We start from the raw sequence: 18,112 nt of genomic DNA on the forward strand, positions 1-18,112 counted from the left end.
ACAATCACGAGTACCCGTGCAACACCCCATGTCCCTCCACATCGTCCTGCCACCTCTCACCGTCATCCACCTGAACGGCCCGATCAACAGCGGCAAGACGACGATCGGTCTCGCGCTCGCACGCGCGCTGCCCGACGCGCGCTTCATCGACGGCGACGATCACGACGCGCCCGACGATGCGCCGTTCGACGTGCAGTGGGCGATCGCGCTCGAACGTCTCGTCATGCAGATCACGAACGCACGTGAGCGTCATCTGGTCATCGCCTATCCGATCGGCGAAGCGGAATGCGAACGGCTGCGCGCCGCCTGCGATGCACGCGATGCGCGGCTGTTCGTCGTGACGCTCGCCCCGCCTGAAGCGATCGCGTCGTCGAATCGCGGCTCGCGCGCGCTGACGGACTGGGAGCGGAGCCGGATCGCCGAGATGTATCGCGAAGGTTATGCGTCGCGGCCGTTCAGCCAGATGGTGCTCGATACGTCCGATGCGACACCCGACGCATGTGCGGCGCGTATCGCGCAGCAGGTCGCGGCGACGGAGTCGTAACCGGCACACCTGCCCGCGCCCTTCAGCCGGCACGCGGATCACTCGCAGCAGTCGGTGACAAGTGACTTCATCGACCAACATAGGAAAACGTTTACTCCTCCGATGCTTCTTGTTAGCATCGTCCTCGCTCGGCTTGAGCGGCGTCATGGAAAGCCGATTGTAAGCCTCAGCGATTCCGGAATTTCACGCAATTTTCCACTTCATCGTTCCAGCCGTCGAGCCACACCCGCTTTCTGTATTTTGGAGTGCTTTCTACAGGCAACCGATCTCCTCCCCGGCGATCGTGCGCCATAAGAGGAAAACGTTATCCACAACGTGGCGCCCAGCCACGGACCATCAGAGAGAGACACCATGAAGAACAGGATCATCCCGTGCGTCGTCGCCGTTCTGTCCGTTGCGTGCCTGTCCGCCTGCGGCGGTGACGACCCGGCCAGCCCGGCCGCCGTCGCCCGCCAGCAAGCCACGACGATGGCGCTCAGCCCGTCGAACCCGCCCGGCTCGAACTTCAACCTCGCGCCGTTCACGCTGCAGTTGCCGACCGGCTCGTCCGGCAAGGTCGACACGGTGAGCGGTTCGTCGCTCGCGGGCGGCTACGTGAACCCGACGTATTTCTACACGGACGCGAGCGACGGCTCGATGGTGATGATGGACCCGACGCAGGGCTGGACGACGTCAGGCTCGCTGCACCCGCGCACCGAACTGCGTGAGAACACGATCTGGCCGACGTCCGGCACCAACCGACTGAATGCGACGGTGGCCGTCACGCAGGTACCCAGTCACACGACGATCGGCCAGATCTTCCAGGGCACCGGCCCGAGCAAGCCGCTGTGCGAGCTGCAGGTCACGTCCGGCGGTGTCGTGCAACTGCTGCTCGAAAACACCAACCAGGGCGGCTCGGCGAAGACCACGGCGATCACGACGGTCGGCGTCGGCACGAAGTTCAGTTATGCGCTGAGCCTGAGCGGCACGACGATCACCGTCACGGTGAACGGCACGACCAAGACCTTCACGATGGATTCGAGCTTCGACGGCGAGAGCTTCTACTTCAAGGCCGGCGACTACGATCAGACGGCGGTGTCAGGCACACCGCTGACGACGCCCGGCACCGTCGCGAAGTTCTATGCGCTGACGCTGACGCATGCGTGATCGCGCTTCATGACGCAGTACGCCGGACGGGCACGCAACGCGCGCCCGATCCGGCGTTTCAGTGCACGCGCCGCGCTTACGGGTGATGCCGCACGCCCGCCACGGCCTCTTCCCTCGCGCCCTTCCGACTCAACATCAGCGTGACGATCGCCGACACCGCGAGCGTGCCCACCACCACATAGAGCCCCGCCGCATACCCGCCCGTCACGTGCTTCAGCCAGCCGATCGCGAACGGCCCGACGAACCCGCCGAGATTGCCGATCGAGTTGATCATCGCGATCCCGGCGGCCGCGCCGGCGCCGGACAGGAACGCGCTCGGCATCGCCCACAGCGGCGCCTTCGCGGCACTGATCCCGATGTTCACGACCACCAGCGCGAGCACGGTCAGCAGCGCGGTGCTCGCCTGCCCCGCGAACACGAAGCCGATGCACGCGAGCACGCACGGAATCACGACGTGCCACGTGCGCTCGCCGGTGCGATCCGAATGCCGCGCCCACGCGATCATCGCGACGACGGCGGCAATGCTCGGGATGCCGGTGAGCAAGCCTGTCTGCAGCGCGGTGAAGCCGAACTGCTTGACCATCAGCGGCGCCCACAGACCGAGCGTGTACAGCCCGGCCGACGTGCCGAAGTAGATCAGCGCGAGCGCCAGCACGCGCGGATCGCGCAGCGCCTGCCACGCACCGGCCGTATGCCCGACATGCGTGTGGCGCGCGTCGGCTTCGGTCTTCAGCTTCGCGATCAGCCAGTCGCGCTCGTCCGCCCGCAACCACGCGGCCTTCGACGGCGAATCGGTCAGGCACTTGAGCACGACGAAGCCGAGCACGACCGCCGGCAGCGCTTCGACGATGTACAACATCTGCCAGTCGGCGAGCCCGAACATCGGCGGCATCTGCATGATCGCGCCGGACAGCGGCGAACCGATCGCGGTCGAGATCGGCGCGGCCGCCATGAACCACGCGGCGGCCACCGCGCGCTGCTTCGCGGGGAACCACAAGCTCAGGTACAGGATGATGCCGGGGAAGAACCCGGCTTCGGCCACGCCGAGCAGGAAGCGCAGCACGTAGAAGCTGGTCGGCCCGGCCGCGAACGCGGATACGGCCGATACGAGGCCCCACGTGATCATCACGCGCGCGATCCAGATGCGCGCGCCGACGCGGTGAAGAATCAGGTTGGACGGCACCTCGAACAGGAAGTAGCCGATGAAGAACAGCCCGCCGCCGAATCCGAACGCGGTCGGCGACAGGCCGATCGCGTGGTTCATCGTCATCGCGGCGAAGCCGACGTTGACGCGATCGAGAAAGCTGACGAAGTAAAGCAGCATCACGAACGGAATGATGCGCCACATCAGTTTCCGCGCGACACGGGTTTCCAGTTCCGCTTGCATGTGTCTCCTCCTTCGAGGTCAAGCCGTGCTCTGTCTGTGAATGCTCGTCGGCGCCGCCACAAAGCGGGCGGGCCGGCGCCCGGCTCGCGTCGAACGCGCGAGTCGCGGACAGGAAAATGCGGCGGACGATGAACGAGTGGCAGCCGCGTTACTGGCTGCGCTCGCGCACCGCCGTGATCGGCAAGATCGTCAGGCGGTGGTCACCGCGTTCGCGACGCGCTCGCAGACGGCTGCCGTCACCTGCGCGGTGGTCGCGCTGCCGCCGAGGTCACGCGTGTGCAGCGACGGGTCGGCCGTCACGGCCTCGATCGCCTGCATCACGCGCGCGGCGGCTTCCGTTTCGCCGAGATGCTCGAGCAGCATCACGACCGACCAGAACGTGCCGACCGGATTCGCGAGCCCCTTGCCCATGATGTCGAACGCGGAACCGTGGATCGGCTCGAACATCGACGGATAACGACGCTCGGGATCGATGTTGCCGGTCGGCGCGATGCCGAGGCTGCCGGCGAGCGCGGCGGCGAGATCGCTGAGGATGTCCGCGTGCAGGTTGGTCGCGACGATCGTGTCGAGCGACGCCGGCCGGTTGACCATGCGCGCGGTCGCCGCATCGACGAGTTCCTTGTCCCACGTCACGTCGGGGAATTCCTGCCCGATCTGCTTCGCGATCTCGTCCCACATCACCATCGCGTGCCGCTGCGCGTTGCTTTTCGTGATCACGGTCAGCAGCTTGCGCGGACGCGACTGCGCGAGCCGGAACGCATAGCGCATGATGCGTTCGACGCCAGCGCGCGTGAGGATCGACACGTCGGTCGCGGCCTCGATCGGATGGCCCTGGTGCACGCGGCCGCCGACGCCCGCGTATTCGCCTTCGGAGTTCTCGCGGACGATGACCCAGTTCAGGTCGTCCGGCCCGCAGCGCTTCAGCGGCGCGTCGATGCCGGGCAGGATGCGTGTCGGGCGCACGTTCGCGTACTGGTCGAAGCCCTGGCAGATCTTCAGGCGCAGGCCCCACAGCGTCACGTGGTCGGGCACGTCGGGGTCGCCCGCCGAGCCGAACAGGATCGCATCCTTGTCGCGCAGCGCGTCGAGGCCGTCGGCCGGCATCATCGCGCCGTGCTGGCGGTAGTAGTCGGCGCCCCAGTCGAAATCCTCGAACGCGAATGCAAAGCGGTCGCTGCCGCGGGCCAGCGCTTCCAGCACCTGCTTGCCGGCCGGCACCACTTCCTTGCCGATGCCGTCGCCGGGAATCGTTGCGATACGGTAGGTCTTCATGCGGACATCCTCGATTGATCGTGAGCGTGAACGCACTTTACCGAACCGGCAGTGCAGGAACCGGTGCTAGACTCAAAGCATCTTTAACTTCAATTCACGAATCCCGTCATGACGGATACCGTCCAGCCGGCCGATCTCGGCTTCTTCTCGACGCTGGCCGCATCGGGCAGCCTGAGCGCGGCCGCGCGCGAACTCGGGCTGACCGCGGCGGCCGTCAGCAAGCGGCTCACGCAGATGGAGCGGCGCGCGGGCGTGACGCTCGTCAACCGCACGACGCGGCGGATGATGCTGACGCCCGAAGGCGACGTGTATCTCGACTACGCGCGCCGGATCCTCGACCAGATGGACGAGCTGGGCGAACTGCTCGGCAGCGCGAAGCAACGCCCGAAGGGGCTGCTGCGCGTGAACGCGACGCTCGGCTTCGGGCGCAGCCACGTCGGCCCCGCGATCTCGCGCTTCGTCGCGCGCTATCCGGAGGTGTCGGTGCAACTGCAGCTGTCGGTGATGCCGCCGCCGCTCACCGACGATGCATTCGACGTGTGCATCCGCTTCGGCGAGCCGCCCGACACGCGCGTCATCGCGCGACGGCTCGCGCCGAACCGCCGGCTGCTGTGCGCGGCGCCCGCGTATCTCGCGCGGCACGGGATTCCCGCCACGCCGCACGACCTGACGCGGCACAACTGCATCGGCATCCGGCAGGGCGACGAGGGTTACGGCGTGTGGCGGCTGACGAGCGGCCGCGGCGCGGCGCGCAACACGGAAGCCGTGCGGATCAACGGCAACCTGACGACGAACGACGGCGAGATCGCCGTGAAGTGGGCGCTCGACGGGCACGGGATCCTGATGCGCGCGGAATGGGATATCCGCGACTATCTTGCCGACGGCCGCCTGGTAATCGTGCTGCCCGACCATGAAACCCCGAGCGCCGATATCTATGCGGTGTATGCGCAGCGTCACCAGATGTCCGCGCGGATTCGCGCGTTCGTCGATTTTCTGGCGGAGGAGTTGGGGCGGTTGAGGGCGGTGTAGGGAACACCGTGCGGATCGCGCGAATCGCGGTCACTACATGCGTCCGGCATGGACAACGCTCGGGGGCCGAAGCGCTCTGCACCTGGCGCTTCGCTCTGAATGCGCACGGGCTTGTCTCGACTGGACGGACATCAAAGAGAAAATATTCTGGCGAAACACGGCCAATAATCGCCAGAATATTTACATCGCCATGCACCGGACCTCACCCTGCGACGCGACTCGCACTGCCCGCACGGGAACAGGAACGCATGGCCGGCGCATTCCACCTCGCGAACGATTGATCCGCCTTCGTACAGCGCGCCTCGTTCACGCCATCGCCACCTGACTGTCCTCGCGGTCGTTCATCTCGACGATCTCCGGCACCGGCCGTCGCGCCATGGCCCCCGCGACGACCACGCCCTCCCGATCCTGCTCAAACCGCTCGACGATCCAGTCGACGAACGCGCGCACGCCGGGCGATACATGCGGACGCTTCACGTAGACCGCCGATACGGCGATCGCGCCCGGCCGCCAGCGCGGCAGCACTTCCCGCAGCCGTCCCGCGTCGATCAGCGGCTGCGCGGCGATACGCGGCGGCTGGATCAGCCCGAGACCATGCACGCCGCACGCCAGATACGCTTGCTCGTCGTCCACGCTGACGATGCCGTCGAGCCGGACCTTGCGCACCGCGCCATCCACCGTGAAATCGAGTTCGGCCACACGTTGACCGGGAACGAACGCCCCGCTGACCGCACGATGCGCTGCTAGCTCATCGAGCGTGCGCGGGACGCCGTAGCGGTCGAGATACGCGGGGCTCGCGCACGTCACGCGTTCGAGCGCGCCGAGGCGGCGCGCGACGAGCGACGAATCGGGCAGCTCGCCGAGCCGGATGCTGCAGTCGGTCGCGTCGCCGACGCGATCGGCCGCGCGCCCGGACACGCCCAGCATCAACACGAGATCGGGATGCCGTGCGTGAAATTCGCCGAGGGCCGGCAGCACGATCGCACCCGCCACCGATCCCGGCAGCTCGACGCGCAGCGGTCCGCTCGGACGCAGCGCGGCGCCGCGGATACTGGCTTCGAGTTCATCGACGTCCGCGGTGATGCTCAGGCAGCGCCGGTAGTACGCGTCGCCTTCGGGCGTCGCGCGCAGCGCACGCGTCGTGCGCACCAGCAACGGCATGCCGAGCGCCGCCTCGAGCTCCTGCACGGTGCGCGTCGCGGTCGCGCGCGAAATGCCGAGCACCTGCGCCGCGCGCGTAAAACTGTTCATTTCGACGATGCGCGTGAAGATGCGCATCGCGCGGATCGGATTGTCCACCGGACACCCCTGCGTGGTTGCAGCCTGCCGCGACGCGCGCGTGTGCGCGCGCCGTGCATGCGTGTCGAGGAAAGCCGCGCAGCCGGCGCGGCCGTCAGTTCAGCCGGTTCAGCCGTTCGCCGCCGTAGCGCCGCGCGCCGGTTCGTCGAGCAGCCGTTGCGCCAGCGCGAGGCCGTCGTCGCGGGTCGCCGCCGCGTGCAGCGGATAGCCCCAGACCTTCGCGAACGTGCCCGAAAACGCGTCGAGCGCGACGCGCCGCGATGCATCGGGCTCGATCGCGATCATCGCGGGGATCCATTCGCGCGACTGCGCGCGGTTGGCCTTGCTCCACTTCGCGAGCTGCTTGCGCAGTTCGTGATCGCCGGCGTCGTGATCGTCGCCGGACGGCGCGTCGTCGGTCAGAAGAACGAAGCGTTCGCGGCGCGCCAGCAACGCGTCGAGTGCATCAATCAGGTGGGTAGGATCGGTGTGCGGCGAGCGCGCGTAACGCAACCAGACAAACGGGAATTCAGTCGTGACGATCTGCATGTCGACCTCCAGATGAGAACGATTCTCATTTTATGGATCGAGACCCGACACGTCATTTCTCATCCCGGCCAAGAGCTTTTTCAATCCGGCCAATCGCGCGCGCCGGCGCGATCCGCGCGTTCAGCGTTGCCGGTCGGTCAGGAATTGCGTCGGCGACTTGCCGGTCGCCTTGCGGAACATCGTCACGAAGCTGCTCGCGCTCTCGTAGCCGAGATCGATCGCGATCTGGTGCACGCGGCGGCCGGTCGTCAGCATCCGCAGCGACAGCGCGACGTGCAGGCGCCGGCGCCAGTCGCCGAGGCTCATGCCGAGCTCCTTGGTGGCGAGCCGCGTCAGGCTGCGCTCGCTGATGCCCGCGCGCCGCGCGAGTTCGGGCAGCGGCGACTTGTCGGCCGGATCGTCGAGCAGGTGGTCGACCAGCTTGCGCAGCCGGCGGTCGGCCGGCATCGGCAGGTACAGATCCTCGACCGGCGCCGCGACGAGTTCGTCGAGCAGCGTCGCCATCAGCCGACCCTGCGGCCCGTCGACGTCGTACAGGTTCGGGAAGCTCGCCGCCTTCAGCAACAGCTCGCGCAACAGCGGCGACGCGGACAGCGTGCAGCAACGTGCGGGCAGGTCGAGCGCGGCGTCGGGTTCGACCAGCACCGCGTAGAACGTCGCGCCGGCCGAGCCGCGCGCCGCATGCGGGACGTCGCCCGGAATCCACACCGTGCATTGCGGCGGTGCGCTCCACACGCCGCCGTCGATCTCGCAATAGATGACGCCGCTCAGCGTGTAGAGCAGCTGCGCCTGGCGATGGCTGTGCCGCTCCAGCCGCCATTCGGGCTCGACGACCGAGCCGCCGAAGACGACGAGCGGACGCGGCACGTGATACACGGCGGCGTCCGCTGCGGGATCGGTGTGCGGTGGAAGGTTGCGCATGAAACGGTCGACGAGGGAAGAAACCGGACGCCGTGCCCGCGCGCCCTTTCGTGCTTATACCAGAAAGGCGCCGGCGCGGCCGGGCCGTTCGCCGGCCTCGCCTGCGGCCGCGCGCCGAACCGAATACAATGCCCCGATCCCCGCCGCTGCGCCAACCTGCCGGAGCCGCCATGTTCGACTTGACCACGCTGACCACCTTCACGGCCGTCGTTCTGGGCCTGTTCCTGATCCCCGGCCCCGCCGTGCTGCTCGTGCTGAGCCGCACCGTGCAGGGCGGGCGCAAGACCGGCATCCTGACCGGCCTCGGCGTCGCAAGCGGCGACTTCGTGCACACGCTGTTCGCGGCCGTCGGGCTGTCGGCGCTGCTGATGACGTCGGCGCTCGCGTTCAACGTCGTGAAGCTGGTGGGTGCCGCGTACCTGATCTATCTCGGCGTGCGCGCGCTGCTGGAGAAAGCGTCCGATCCGTCGCTGCCGATGGTGTCGCCCGTCACGCCGCTCAAGGCGTACCTGCAGGCGATTCCCGCCGAAGTGCTGAATCCGAAAACCGCGCTGTTCTTCCTCGCGTTCATGCCGCAGTTCGTGCATCCGGAACGCGGCTCGACGTTCGTGCAGTTCGCGGTGCTCGGGCTGATCTTCGTCATGCTCAGCTCGCTCTACACGACGCTGATCGCGTGCTCGATCCGCCCGCTCGGCCGCATCGTGAAGCGGCTCACGTGGCTCACGCGCTGGCAGGGAAAGATCATCGGCTCGATCTTCATCACGCTCGGGCTGCGCGTGGCCGTGCAGCAGCGCTAGGAACGGCAACGGGTCGCGCGAGCACCGGCGGACCGGACAACAACAACGACACCAACCGGCAACGACGATCCGATCCATGGCCGACTCCCTTCGCGCACCGCGCACACGCACGCGCCGGCGTTTCGCCTGGGCGCTCGCCATCGTCGCGGCATTCGTGCTCGCTACCGGCTGGCTGCTGACGCCCCGCGATCCGAAACCGCGTGAGGTCCTGGCGCCGCCCGGCACGTCGCACGTGACGATCGCGCTCAGCGATCTCTACATGCCGTTCCTCACGCCGGAAGAAAACGCCGACTTGCGCAACCGGCTGCCCGACAGCGTCGAGATCTTCGCGCACTACACGCGCACGACCACCACGTACAGCCTGCTGTCGTGCAGTTCGGGCCTCGGCTGCATCCCCGACCCGCAATGGGTGCAGCACGTCGCTGAAGAGATGCGCAAGATCCCTGCCCGCGTCACGCCGCGCGGCAGCCCCGACACGCCGCGCACGATCAGCTTCGACCTGCCGCACCGGCTCGACGGCGGTTATTCGATTGCGTCGTTCATGCTGACGCTGTCGCCGGAGGCGTTGACACGCCAGCCGGGTTACCACGCGCTGCTCGCGAGAGCCCGCCAGCCCGACACCGGGCTGCCCTCCGGCGGCGAGCCGAACCTCGAGTACGGGGTCGGCTTCGAGGATCACGATGTCGCCCGCGACCCGCGCGACGTGCAGGACTGCCTGCAGACGGTCATGCCGTCCGGCGTGCCCGACGTCGGCATCCCGATCGTCGTGACGCTGACGACCGGCTCGCCGCGCGTCACGCTGACCGGCAGCGCGCGCTGCCCGCTGTCGGACGCCGCGGCCAACGCCATTCGCGCGGTCGACGTGATGCCCGGCAGCAGCGCGCCTGCCGCACCGGGCCGGCTGCCGCCCGGCCGGATCGCCGCCGCGCAGGTCGGGCTCGACCTCGATCATCAGGACGGCGCCACGCTGCTGTCGGGCCCCGTCGTGCCGACTGCCGCGATGACGCGCTGGTACCGGCGCAACGACGAGGGCCCGGATGCGTACCTGATCGAATTCGGCCCGTATCGCCAGCTGGAAATCCGCATGCGCTTCGACAACGCGCATCCGGTCAACGGCATCCTGCCGATCCGCACCGAGCGATGGACGTTTTTCGACGATGCGCTCGTCGGCTACACGGCCGACATCGATTACTTCCTGAATACGCAAAAGGGCCTGGTCGACTTCAATACGCACTGGGATCAGTACTTCCACGACGGCAAGACCGTGTTCACGCAGATGACGACCCGGCCGTGCGACGACGCCGTCTTCTGCGGCGACGACGTGGCCGGCAATCCGGAAGCGCAGGCCGCGAGCGCCGACGTGCGGGCGGCCGGACGCGATGCACTCGCCGAGATCAGGGGCTGGATGGCCAAGCCCTACGACGCGCTGCAGGCCGAAGCGCGTTCGACCCTGCAATTCCGCGCGACGCTCAAGCCCGTCGGCAAACGCTGACGCGTCGCCCGCCCATGTCCGCCGACGCAGACCGCCTCTACACCGATTCGCGCCTCATCGCGGTCTACGACCTGTTCAATGCGGGCGATCACGACTTCGCGTTCTACGCATCCGTCATCGGCGTCGCGCGGCAACGCATTCTCGATCTCGGTTGCGGCACCGGCACGTTCGCGCGCCGGCTCGCGGCGGCCGGGCACGACGTCGTCGCGATCGATCCCGCGCCGGCGATGATCGATTACGCACGACGCCAGCCGGGTGCCGACGCCGTGCGCTGGCACGCATGCGCACTCGACGGCCTGTCGACCTGCGCGCCGTTCGACGCGGTCGTGATGACCGGGCACGCGTTCCAGTGCCTGTTGACCGACGACGCAATCGACGCGGCGTTGCGCGGCGTGCGGCGCGTGCTCGCCGACGGCGGCCGCTTCCTGTTCGACACGCGCAACCCGCGCGTCGCGCCGTGGCGTGCGTGGACGCCCGAGCATTCGGCATGCAGCGTCGAATCGCGCGAATTCGGCGTCGTCGATCTCCATCATGCGGTGAGCGCGGTCGACGGCGCGATCGTGACGTTCGACACGCACTACCGCTTCCGCCGCGACGAATCGCAGCTGACGAACACGAGCCGACTGCGTTTCATCGCGCAATCCGAACTGCGGGCACGCGTGGCGGCCGCCGGATTCTCGTCGGCCGACTGGTACGGCGATTGGCAACGCGCACCGTTCGACGACGCGACGAGCGCGGAGATCATCGCGATCTGCCGTGCATGAGTGCGCGTTCGTTTACGTCAGCCCGCAACGTTCCGCGTATCCACCGCGCGTGCGGCCCGATTTCCCGATTAAGGAGCCTCGACCATGCCCTTCCCGCTTGATCCCGCGCCGGTTCGCGCGCTGCTCGAATGCTATCTGCGCGCGAAGGACCAGAACCGACCCGCGCTGATCGCCGACTGCTTCGCGGCCGATGCCGAGCTGAGCTTTTCGCTTGCGAACGACGATATCGATTTTCCGCCGCGCGTGGCGGGCGCGGCGGCCATTGCGCGCACGCTGGTCGAGGAATTCAGCGAGCGGTTCGAGCGATGCCGGACCTATTACCTCTGCACGGAACCGGCCGTCGACGCGCATGGTGTCAGCACGATGCCGTGGCTCGTCGTGATGCGGCAGAAGGACAACGGCGCGTTGCGGATCGGGCATGGCGCGTACCGCTGGCAGTTCGCGTGCGACGTTGAGGACGTGGCGCGGATCGCCGCGCTGCACATTCATATCGCGCGGATGGATACGATCGACGATCCGCGGTCGTCGAAGCTCGACGTGCTGCATGCGTCGTTCGGGTATCCGTGGCTGCCGGTGCATGCGTTCGCGCGCGGGTTGGCGGATGTCGCGGCAGCGCAGCCGGATTGGGCGTTTCTGGCGCCGTTCCGGCAAGCGGCGGCAGCGGCAGCGGCATAACCCACCCCGCACGCGTGCGTGCGTGCGTGCGGAATCTTCCGGCATCACGCAGCATCCGCGCCGCCGCGCTTAACGCGCCGCGTCGAGCACCTGCCGCACGCCTTCCCAATCGAGCCCGAACCGCGCGAGATACTTACGCAGCCGGTCCGCATCGTTCGGCTGCTTCTTGCTCTGCCGCGACACTGCGAACAGCGTGCGCCCGGCTTCCGACAAACTCGCCGACTCACGGCACACGTCGAGCACGCGCTCAAGCTGCGCGCGGTCGAACAGGTCGAGTTCCGCCGCACGCGCACCGAACACCGCGTCGACGCACGTGTCGGATGCCCCCGCGACGCCCGGTAACGACCACGTGCGCGTCAGCCGCTCGACTTCCTGTTCGGCCAGATCCTCGGTAATCCGCCCCGCATCGGCCAGCGTCGCCATCCGCGTGACCGATGCGGACAACTCGCGAAAGTTTCCTGCCCACGCCGCGCGCGGTGACGCCGCGAACGCGAGATAGCGCCGCTTCGCCTCGACGTTGAAACGCACCTGCTCGCCCTGCTCGCGGCCGAACCGGTCGAGCTCGAATTCGAGGTTCGGCTCGATGTCCTCGCGCCGCTCGGCCAGCCCCGGCAGTTCGTACGTCCACAGATTGATCCGCGCATAGAGATCCTCGCGGAACGTGCCGGCCGCCACCATCTGCCGCAGGTCGCGGTGCGTGCCCGCGATCAGCTCGAAATCGCTGGACGCCTCGACGTCCGCGCCGACCGGGAGGAAGCGTTTCTCCTCGATCGCCTTCAACAGCATCGCCTGCTCGTCGAGCCCGAGTTCGCCGATCTCGTCGAGAAACAGCAAACCGCCGTCCGCCGCGCGCAGCAACCCCGCGCGCGCCGACTGCGCGCCGGTGAACGCACCCTTCACGTGACCGAACAGCGTCGACATCGCCGCGTCGCCGCGCAGCGTCGCGCAGTTGATCTCGATGAACGGCCCCGCGAGCCGATGGCGGCCGCGCTTCAGCTCGTACACGCGTTTCGCGAGAAACGACTTGCCGGCGCCCGTCGGCCCGACGAGCAGCATCGGCGCGCGCGAACGCACGGCCACGCGCTCCAGTTGCTCGATCAGCGCATTGAAACGCGCGTTGCGCGTCGCGATGCCGGCCTTCAGGAACGACACCGTTTCGTCGCGCTCGCGCGTGAAGCGCTGCGCGATCCGGTTGTAGCGCGACAGGTCGAGATCGATCACCGACACCGTGCCCGGCCCGCTCGGCCCTTCGTCGGTCTGCCGCGGTGGCCCCGTCTGCACGAGGCGCGCGGGCAGGTAGCGCGCTTCCGCCAGCAGGAACCAGCAGATCTGCGCGACGTGCGTGCCGGTCGTGATGTGGATCAGGTAATCCTCGTGATCGAGGTCGAACGGATATGCACGCGCGTAGTCGTGCAGCGTCGCATACACCTCCTCGAAATCCCACGGATCGTGGATCGTCATCGGCGTGAGCCGCACGTCGGTATGCGGCGACAGGCGCGCGAGATCGCCCCGCACCTGTTCGGCGAGGCGCGTGTGGCTCAGCGGATGCAGCAGCTCGAGCCGGTCGACCGGCAGGTCGGGCTGCTCGCACAGCGAGATCGTCGGCCGCCATTTGCTGTAGCGGCGCGGCGCGCGGCCGCCCTGGTCGAGCACCGTGCCGAGAAAACCGATTGCGACGGTCTTTCGCATGTTTATCTCATGGGATAAGAGGCGATCTGATTGTATCGGATTTTCTCGATCGCCCTGCACTGGCAAGGCCGTCGCGAACCCACCCCGAAAACTCAATTTCCCTTTACTTTCAAACGATTAAGAAATTTTTCGAGCGCCGCCACGCCCGCTGGCACGCTCCTCGCTAAGTAGAAGGCGCCGGATGTCCCGCTGGCCCGCGAGCCAGGGTTCACCAAGCCCTGCTGGTGCGCCGCCGCCGAACCTCGTTCGTCGCGGCAGCGCATGCCGCCATGGACAGATGAAGGCAAAGGGGCGCGCGAGGCATGCCACGTCCGGGTTCGAATCCCGGGGCGCCCGCTGTTCGGAAGCTCATAGGTCGAGCAGCCGGCGAAAGCCGGCCGGTGGCGGGTTCGAATCCCGCTCGAACGCTGTCCGCAAGGACAGTCTTTTGATGGAAGCAGTACCCGCCGGTGCGGGCCGCAAGGCCCGCCGCGCGTCGGACCGGTTGCGGTTCCGCGCGATCGGCCGGGCGGCCGGACGGCCCGCGCGAATGCGCACGACGACGCGAGGCAGGATGCGTTGCCGTGCCGCACCCGTGCCGGCCCCGCGCCGCCCGCCCGATTGCGTCGCACCGCGATTCGCACGATGCGCGTCACCCGGCGGTCATTTAAAAAAAGGACAAGAATATGTGGAAGCGTCATGTAGTGAAAAAGAACGAACGCGCGCTGCTGATGAGCGAGGGCGATTTCGTGAAGGTGCTGGAACCGGGCGTGTTCAAGGCCTTCGATCCGTTCAAGCGCCTGTCGGTGCAGACCGCGCGTCTCGACGCGCCGCTCGCCGACGAGGCGCTGGCCGACTACCTGCGTCACGATGCGCAGGACGTGCTCGCGCAATACTTCGTCGCGATGGATCTCGCCGACGACGAAGCCGGCCTGCGCTATGAAGACGACGTGCTCGTCGAGATCCTCGCACCGGGCACGCGCCGTCTGTACTGGCGCGGCCTGAGCACGCACCGTCTCGAACGCGTCGATCTCGCGCAGAACAGCACGCTGCCGGCCGCGCTCGTGAAGCGCATCGTGCAACCGGCGCTGCGTGCGCGCTGCGTGGCGGGGCTGACTGGCGTGCTGCTGGCGCAGGTGCCGGCGTACCACGTCGGCGTGCTGAAGATCGACGGCAAGATCGAGCGGCTGCTGGACGCGGGCGTGTCGGCGTTCTGGCGCTTCAACCGCGACGTCGCGGTCGAACTCGTCGACCTGCGCGTGCAGGCGCTCGAAGTCGGCGGGCAGGAAATCCTGACGCGCGACAAGGTCGCGCTGCGGCTGAACCTGTCGGCGACGTGGTGCTATGCGGACGTGCTGCATGCGTTCGGCCAGTTGCAGAAGCCGGTCGAACACCTGTATCGCGAGCTGCAGTTCGCACTGCGTGCGGCCGTCGGCACGCGCTCGCTCGACGAGCTGCTGGAGGACAAGCAGTCGATCGACGACGTCGTGATCGCACAGGTGCGTGCACGCCTCGAAAACTCGGGCGTGGACGTGCGCAGCGTCGGCGTGAAGGATATCGTGCTGCCGGGCGACATGAAGACGATCCTCGCGCAGGTGGTCGAAGCGGAAAAGGCCGCGCAGGCAAACGTGATTCGCCGCCGCGAGGAAACGGCGGCGACGCGTTCGCTGCTGAACACCGCGAAGGTGATGGAAGAAAACCCGACCGCGCTGCGGCTCAAGGAGCTGGAAACGCTCGAGCGCGTCGCGGAACGGATCGACCGCATCTCGGTGTTCGGCGGTCTCGACCAGGTGCTGAACGGACTCGTCAGCATCAAGGGCGCTTAATGCATGAAACGGCGCGGCATTGAGGTGCCGCGCCGGACGAATGAACGAATCGGGTGAAGCAGATGAGCAACATGGATTATCAGTTGATGGAACTGGCGCACGGCAAGCCGGTGAAAATGTGGACGCAAGGCGTTGCCGTCGAGGACGAAGCGCGCGCGCAACTGCGCAACACCGCGCAGATGCCGTTCATTTTCCGCCACGTCGCGGTGATGCCGGACGTCCACCTCGGCAAGGGCTCGACGATCGGCAGCGTGATTCCGACGAAGGGCGCGATCATTCCGGCCGCGGTCGGCGTCGACATCGGCTGCGGGATGATGGCCGCGCGCACGACGCTGACGGCGTCCGACCTGCCGGACTCGCTCGCCGGGCTGCGCAGCGCGATCGAACGCGCGGTGCCGCACGGCCGCGCGCCGGGCCGCCGCGATCCGGGTGCGTGGGGCGATCGCACGCCGGCCGCCGTGACGGAATCGTGGAAAGCGCTGCTGCCGGGTTTCCAGCGGATCGTCGACAAGTATCCGAAGCTGGAAAAGACGAACCACTACGCGCATCTCGGCACGCTCGGCACCGGCAACCACTTCATCGAAGTGTGCGTCGATGAAGCGGACCACGTGTGGTTCATGCTGCACAGCGGCTCGCGCGGCGTCGGCAACGCGATCGGCAGCCTGTTCATCGAACTCGCGCAGGCCGACATGCGGCAGCACATCGCGAACCTTCCGGACCGCAACCTCGCGTATTTCACCGAAGGCAGCCGGCACTTCGACGACTACGTCGAAGCGGTCGGCTGGGCGCAGGACTACGCGCGGCGCAACCGGCAGGCGATGATGGACGCGGTGATCGGCGCGGCGCGCGGCGTGATCGGCAAGCCGTTCGCGGTCGACGAGCACGCGGTGAACTGCCACCACAACTACGTGCAGCGCGAACGCCACTTCGGCGAAGACGTGCTCGTGACGCGCAAGGGTGCGGTGTCCGCGCAGAAGGGGCAGCTCGGGATCATTCCGGGTTCGATGGGGGCGAAGAGCTTCATCGTGCGCGGGCTCGGCAACCCGGAAAGCTTCTGTTCGTGCAGCCACGGCGCGGGCCGGACGATGAGCCGCACCGAAGCGAAACGCCGCTTCACGGCCGCCGACCAGGTGAAGGCGACGCAAGGCGTCGAATGCCGGAAGGACGCGGGCGTGGTCGACGAAATCCCGATGGCCTACAAGGACATCGACGCGGTGATGGCGGCCCAGCGCAGCCTCGTCGAAGTCGTGCATACGCTGCGTCAGGTGGTGTGCGTGAAGGGATAGCGCGACGTGGTCGACAGTCGGTGAAAAAACGAACGGCGCGGTGCCTGCGGGCATCGCGCCGTTTTTACTTGTGCGTACGCCCGGCCCGCTGCCGTCAAGAAACGTACGTGCCCGCACACAGCACATCGCCGCGCCGGTCGCGACCCGTTGCGGCGGTATACTCGGTCTCGTTCGCCAAAGCGCGCCGCATCACGCGCCGCCGCACTCGACGTGCACCGCTTGCTGACGATGCGCTTGCAGTCCGACGTCTTCCGCCCGCCCATTCACAGCCGATACGAACCGTCATGTCGCACCGCCTTTCGCTCGCCCTCGCCGCCCTCCTCGTTACTTCCTCGCTCGCCGCGCAGGCTCGCCCGCTCGCGCGGCCGCCAGTCGAGCGCGACTTCAAGAGCTGGTCGGTCGTCTGCGACAACGGCAACCGCTGCATCGCCGAAAGCCACGCCGACGATATCGACGATGCACGCACCAGCCTCATCCTGCGCGTGACGCGCGATGCCGGCCCCGACGCACAGGCGTCGCTCGACATCTTCGCGTCGGCACCGCTGGACCTGCGCACCGCCCGCGTCGACGGCCGCCCGTTCGATGCGATGCCGGCACAATGGCATGCATCCGGCGACAAGACCAACGACGACGTGCACCCGTTCCGGATCCGGACGAGCGATCCGGCCACGGTTGCCGCGTGGCTCGCGGCGGCGCGCAATGCGCAGCTGCTGAGCTTCGGCGATCCGGCGTCGGCACAAACCGCCCCCACGCCGTTGTCGGGATTGAATGCCGCGCTGCTGCTGATCGACGACACGCAGGGCCGCGTCGGCACGGTCACCGCGCTGCTGCGCCCCGGCACCCGGCCCGCGTCGTCGGTGCCGGCCGCGCCGGCACTGCCGCCCGCCATCGCGCCGGCGCCGCCCGTCGCCGACCTGTCGGCCACCGAGCAGCGCCCGCTCGTCGACGCGGTGCTCGCGAAATTCGCCAGCGACGTGAAGCAATGTGCGGCCGATGTCGAAGACGAGATGTCGGCCGGTGATCGCAGGAAGATGTCGCGCGCCGTGGCGATCTCGGCCGACGAAGCGCTCGTCGCGATACCGTGCCAGACGAGCAGCATGTATAACCACACCGACCTGTGGTACCGCGTGCGACGTACCGCGCCGTACGCGCCGACGGCAATGAATTTCGGCGAGAACGCGAACGCGGGCCTCGATTCGGCGTCGTTCGCGAACGAACTGACCGAGGCCGGCTACGATTCCGCGAACGCGACGCTGTCGAGCAAGGTCAGGCTGCGCAGTGCCGGCGATTGCGGCTCGACCGCGTCATGGATCTTCGACGGCCGACGCTTCGTGCTCGACGACATCGCCACGCACGCCACATGCAACGGCCTGTTCCAGGATCAATGGCCGCGCCTGTATCGCCGGGCCGACGCGACAGGAAACCGCTGACGCGCGCATCGCGCCGATACGCACCGAAAAAAACACAACAATCCGAGG

The 18,112-nt window shown here is 67.7% G+C and carries 16 protein-coding genes and 1 tRNA gene; 11 read left to right on the forward strand and 6 right to left on the reverse strand.

Features of this window, described 5'->3' with window-relative positions:
- Positions 1-46: 46 nt before the first annotated feature.
- Positions 47-544: a shikimate kinase gene (locus H3H55_RS28550; RefSeq protein WP_193102206.1), complete on the forward strand. Its 498-nt coding sequence runs from the start codon at positions 47-49 to the stop codon at positions 542-544.
- Positions 545-895: 351 nt separating this feature from the next.
- Entirely contained in the window at positions 896-1,690 is a 795-nt protein-coding gene (locus H3H55_RS28555) for a polysaccharide lyase family 7 protein (protein WP_193101129.1), read from the forward strand.
- A 76-nt stretch (positions 1,691-1,766) separates the two neighbouring features.
- Here the strand turns inward: H3H55_RS28555 and H3H55_RS28560 are convergent, their stop codons facing one another.
- On the reverse strand, positions 1,767-3,077 hold the full coding sequence (locus H3H55_RS28560; protein ID WP_193101130.1) for an MFS transporter: 1,311 nt from the start codon (positions 3,075-3,077) through the stop codon (positions 1,767-1,769).
- Between the two features lie 189 nt (positions 3,078-3,266).
- Positions 3,267-4,349 carry a tartrate dehydrogenase gene (locus tag H3H55_RS28565; protein WP_193101131.1) on the reverse strand — a complete coding sequence of 361 codons (1,083 nt, stop codon included), beginning with the start codon at positions 4,347-4,349 and terminating at the stop codon, positions 3,267-3,269.
- A 108-nt stretch (positions 4,350-4,457) separates the two neighbouring features.
- Between H3H55_RS28565 and H3H55_RS28570 the strand changes: the two genes are divergently transcribed.
- On the forward strand, positions 4,458-5,378 hold the full coding sequence (locus tag H3H55_RS28570; RefSeq protein WP_193101132.1) for a LysR substrate-binding domain-containing protein: 921 nt from the start codon (positions 4,458-4,460) through the stop codon (positions 5,376-5,378).
- Between the two features lie 306 nt (positions 5,379-5,684).
- Here H3H55_RS28570 and H3H55_RS28575 read toward each other — a convergent pair whose 3' ends face one another.
- From H3H55_RS28575 to H3H55_RS28585, 3 genes are all read right to left on the reverse strand, one after another.
- The gene (locus tag H3H55_RS28575) at positions 5,685-6,677 is read right to left on the reverse strand and encodes a LysR family transcriptional regulator (protein ID WP_193101133.1); all 993 of its coding nucleotides are present in this window, start codon (positions 6,675-6,677) and stop codon (positions 5,685-5,687) included.
- A 108-nt stretch (positions 6,678-6,785) separates the two neighbouring features.
- On the reverse strand, positions 6,786-7,205 hold the full coding sequence (locus H3H55_RS28580) for an ATP--cob(I)alamin adenosyltransferase (protein ID WP_193101134.1): 420 nt from the start codon (positions 7,203-7,205) through the stop codon (positions 6,786-6,788).
- Between the two features lie 120 nt (positions 7,206-7,325).
- Positions 7,326-8,126: an AraC family transcriptional regulator gene (locus H3H55_RS28585; protein WP_048245324.1), complete on the reverse strand. Its 801-nt coding sequence runs from the start codon at positions 8,124-8,126 to the stop codon at positions 7,326-7,328.
- 170 nt (positions 8,127-8,296) lie between these two features.
- On the opposite strand from H3H55_RS28585, the gene H3H55_RS28590 reads away from it, so the two are divergent.
- From H3H55_RS28590 to H3H55_RS28605, 4 genes are all read left to right on the forward strand, one after another.
- Positions 8,297-8,923 carry a LysE family translocator gene (locus H3H55_RS28590; protein WP_193101135.1) on the forward strand — a complete coding sequence of 209 codons (627 nt, stop codon included), beginning with the start codon at positions 8,297-8,299 and terminating at the stop codon, positions 8,921-8,923.
- Between the two features lie 76 nt (positions 8,924-8,999).
- The gene (locus tag H3H55_RS28595) at positions 9,000-10,415 is read left to right on the forward strand and encodes a hypothetical protein (RefSeq protein ID WP_193101136.1); all 1,416 of its coding nucleotides are present in this window, start codon (positions 9,000-9,002) and stop codon (positions 10,413-10,415) included.
- Positions 10,416-10,429: 14 nt separating this feature from the next.
- The gene (locus H3H55_RS28600; RefSeq protein ID WP_193101137.1) at positions 10,430-11,179 is read left to right on the forward strand and encodes a class I SAM-dependent methyltransferase; all 750 of its coding nucleotides are present in this window, start codon (positions 10,430-10,432) and stop codon (positions 11,177-11,179) included.
- A gap of 84 nt (positions 11,180-11,263) precedes the next feature.
- Positions 11,264-11,854, forward strand: a complete 591-nt coding sequence (locus H3H55_RS28605; RefSeq protein ID WP_193101138.1) for a nuclear transport factor 2 family protein — start codon at positions 11,264-11,266, stop codon at positions 11,852-11,854.
- A gap of 69 nt (positions 11,855-11,923) precedes the next feature.
- Here the strand turns inward: H3H55_RS28605 and rtcR are convergent, their stop codons facing one another.
- Positions 11,924-13,543 carry an RNA repair transcriptional activator RtcR gene (gene rtcR / locus H3H55_RS28610; RefSeq protein ID WP_193101139.1) on the reverse strand — a complete coding sequence of 540 codons (1,620 nt, stop codon included), beginning with the start codon at positions 13,541-13,543 and terminating at the stop codon, positions 11,924-11,926.
- Positions 13,544-13,880: 337 nt separating this feature from the next.
- On the opposite strand from rtcR, the gene H3H55_RS28615 reads away from it, so the two are divergent.
- The 4 genes from H3H55_RS28615 to H3H55_RS28630 all read left to right on the forward strand — a co-directional run bounded on the left by H3H55_RS28615 (position 13,881) and on the right by H3H55_RS28630 (position 18,064).
- Positions 13,881-13,951, forward strand: a tRNA-Phe gene (locus H3H55_RS28615).
- A 257-nt stretch (positions 13,952-14,208) separates the two neighbouring features.
- Complete coding sequence (locus H3H55_RS28620; RefSeq protein ID WP_193101140.1) at positions 14,209-15,348, forward strand: slipin family protein; 1,140 nt, start codon at positions 14,209-14,211, stop codon at positions 15,346-15,348.
- 62 nt (positions 15,349-15,410) lie between these two features.
- Positions 15,411-16,634, forward strand: a complete 1,224-nt coding sequence (locus H3H55_RS28625; protein WP_319022336.1) for an RtcB family protein — start codon at positions 15,411-15,413, stop codon at positions 16,632-16,634.
- A 284-nt stretch (positions 16,635-16,918) separates the two neighbouring features.
- The gene (locus tag H3H55_RS28630; protein WP_193101141.1) at positions 16,919-18,064 is read left to right on the forward strand and encodes a DUF1176 domain-containing protein; all 1,146 of its coding nucleotides are present in this window, start codon (positions 16,919-16,921) and stop codon (positions 18,062-18,064) included.
- Positions 18,065-18,112: the final 48 nt, after the last annotated feature.

The organism is Burkholderia sp. Z1, from assembly GCF_014893795.1.
GTDB lineage: Bacteria > Pseudomonadota > Gammaproteobacteria > Burkholderiales > Burkholderiaceae > Burkholderia > Burkholderia theae.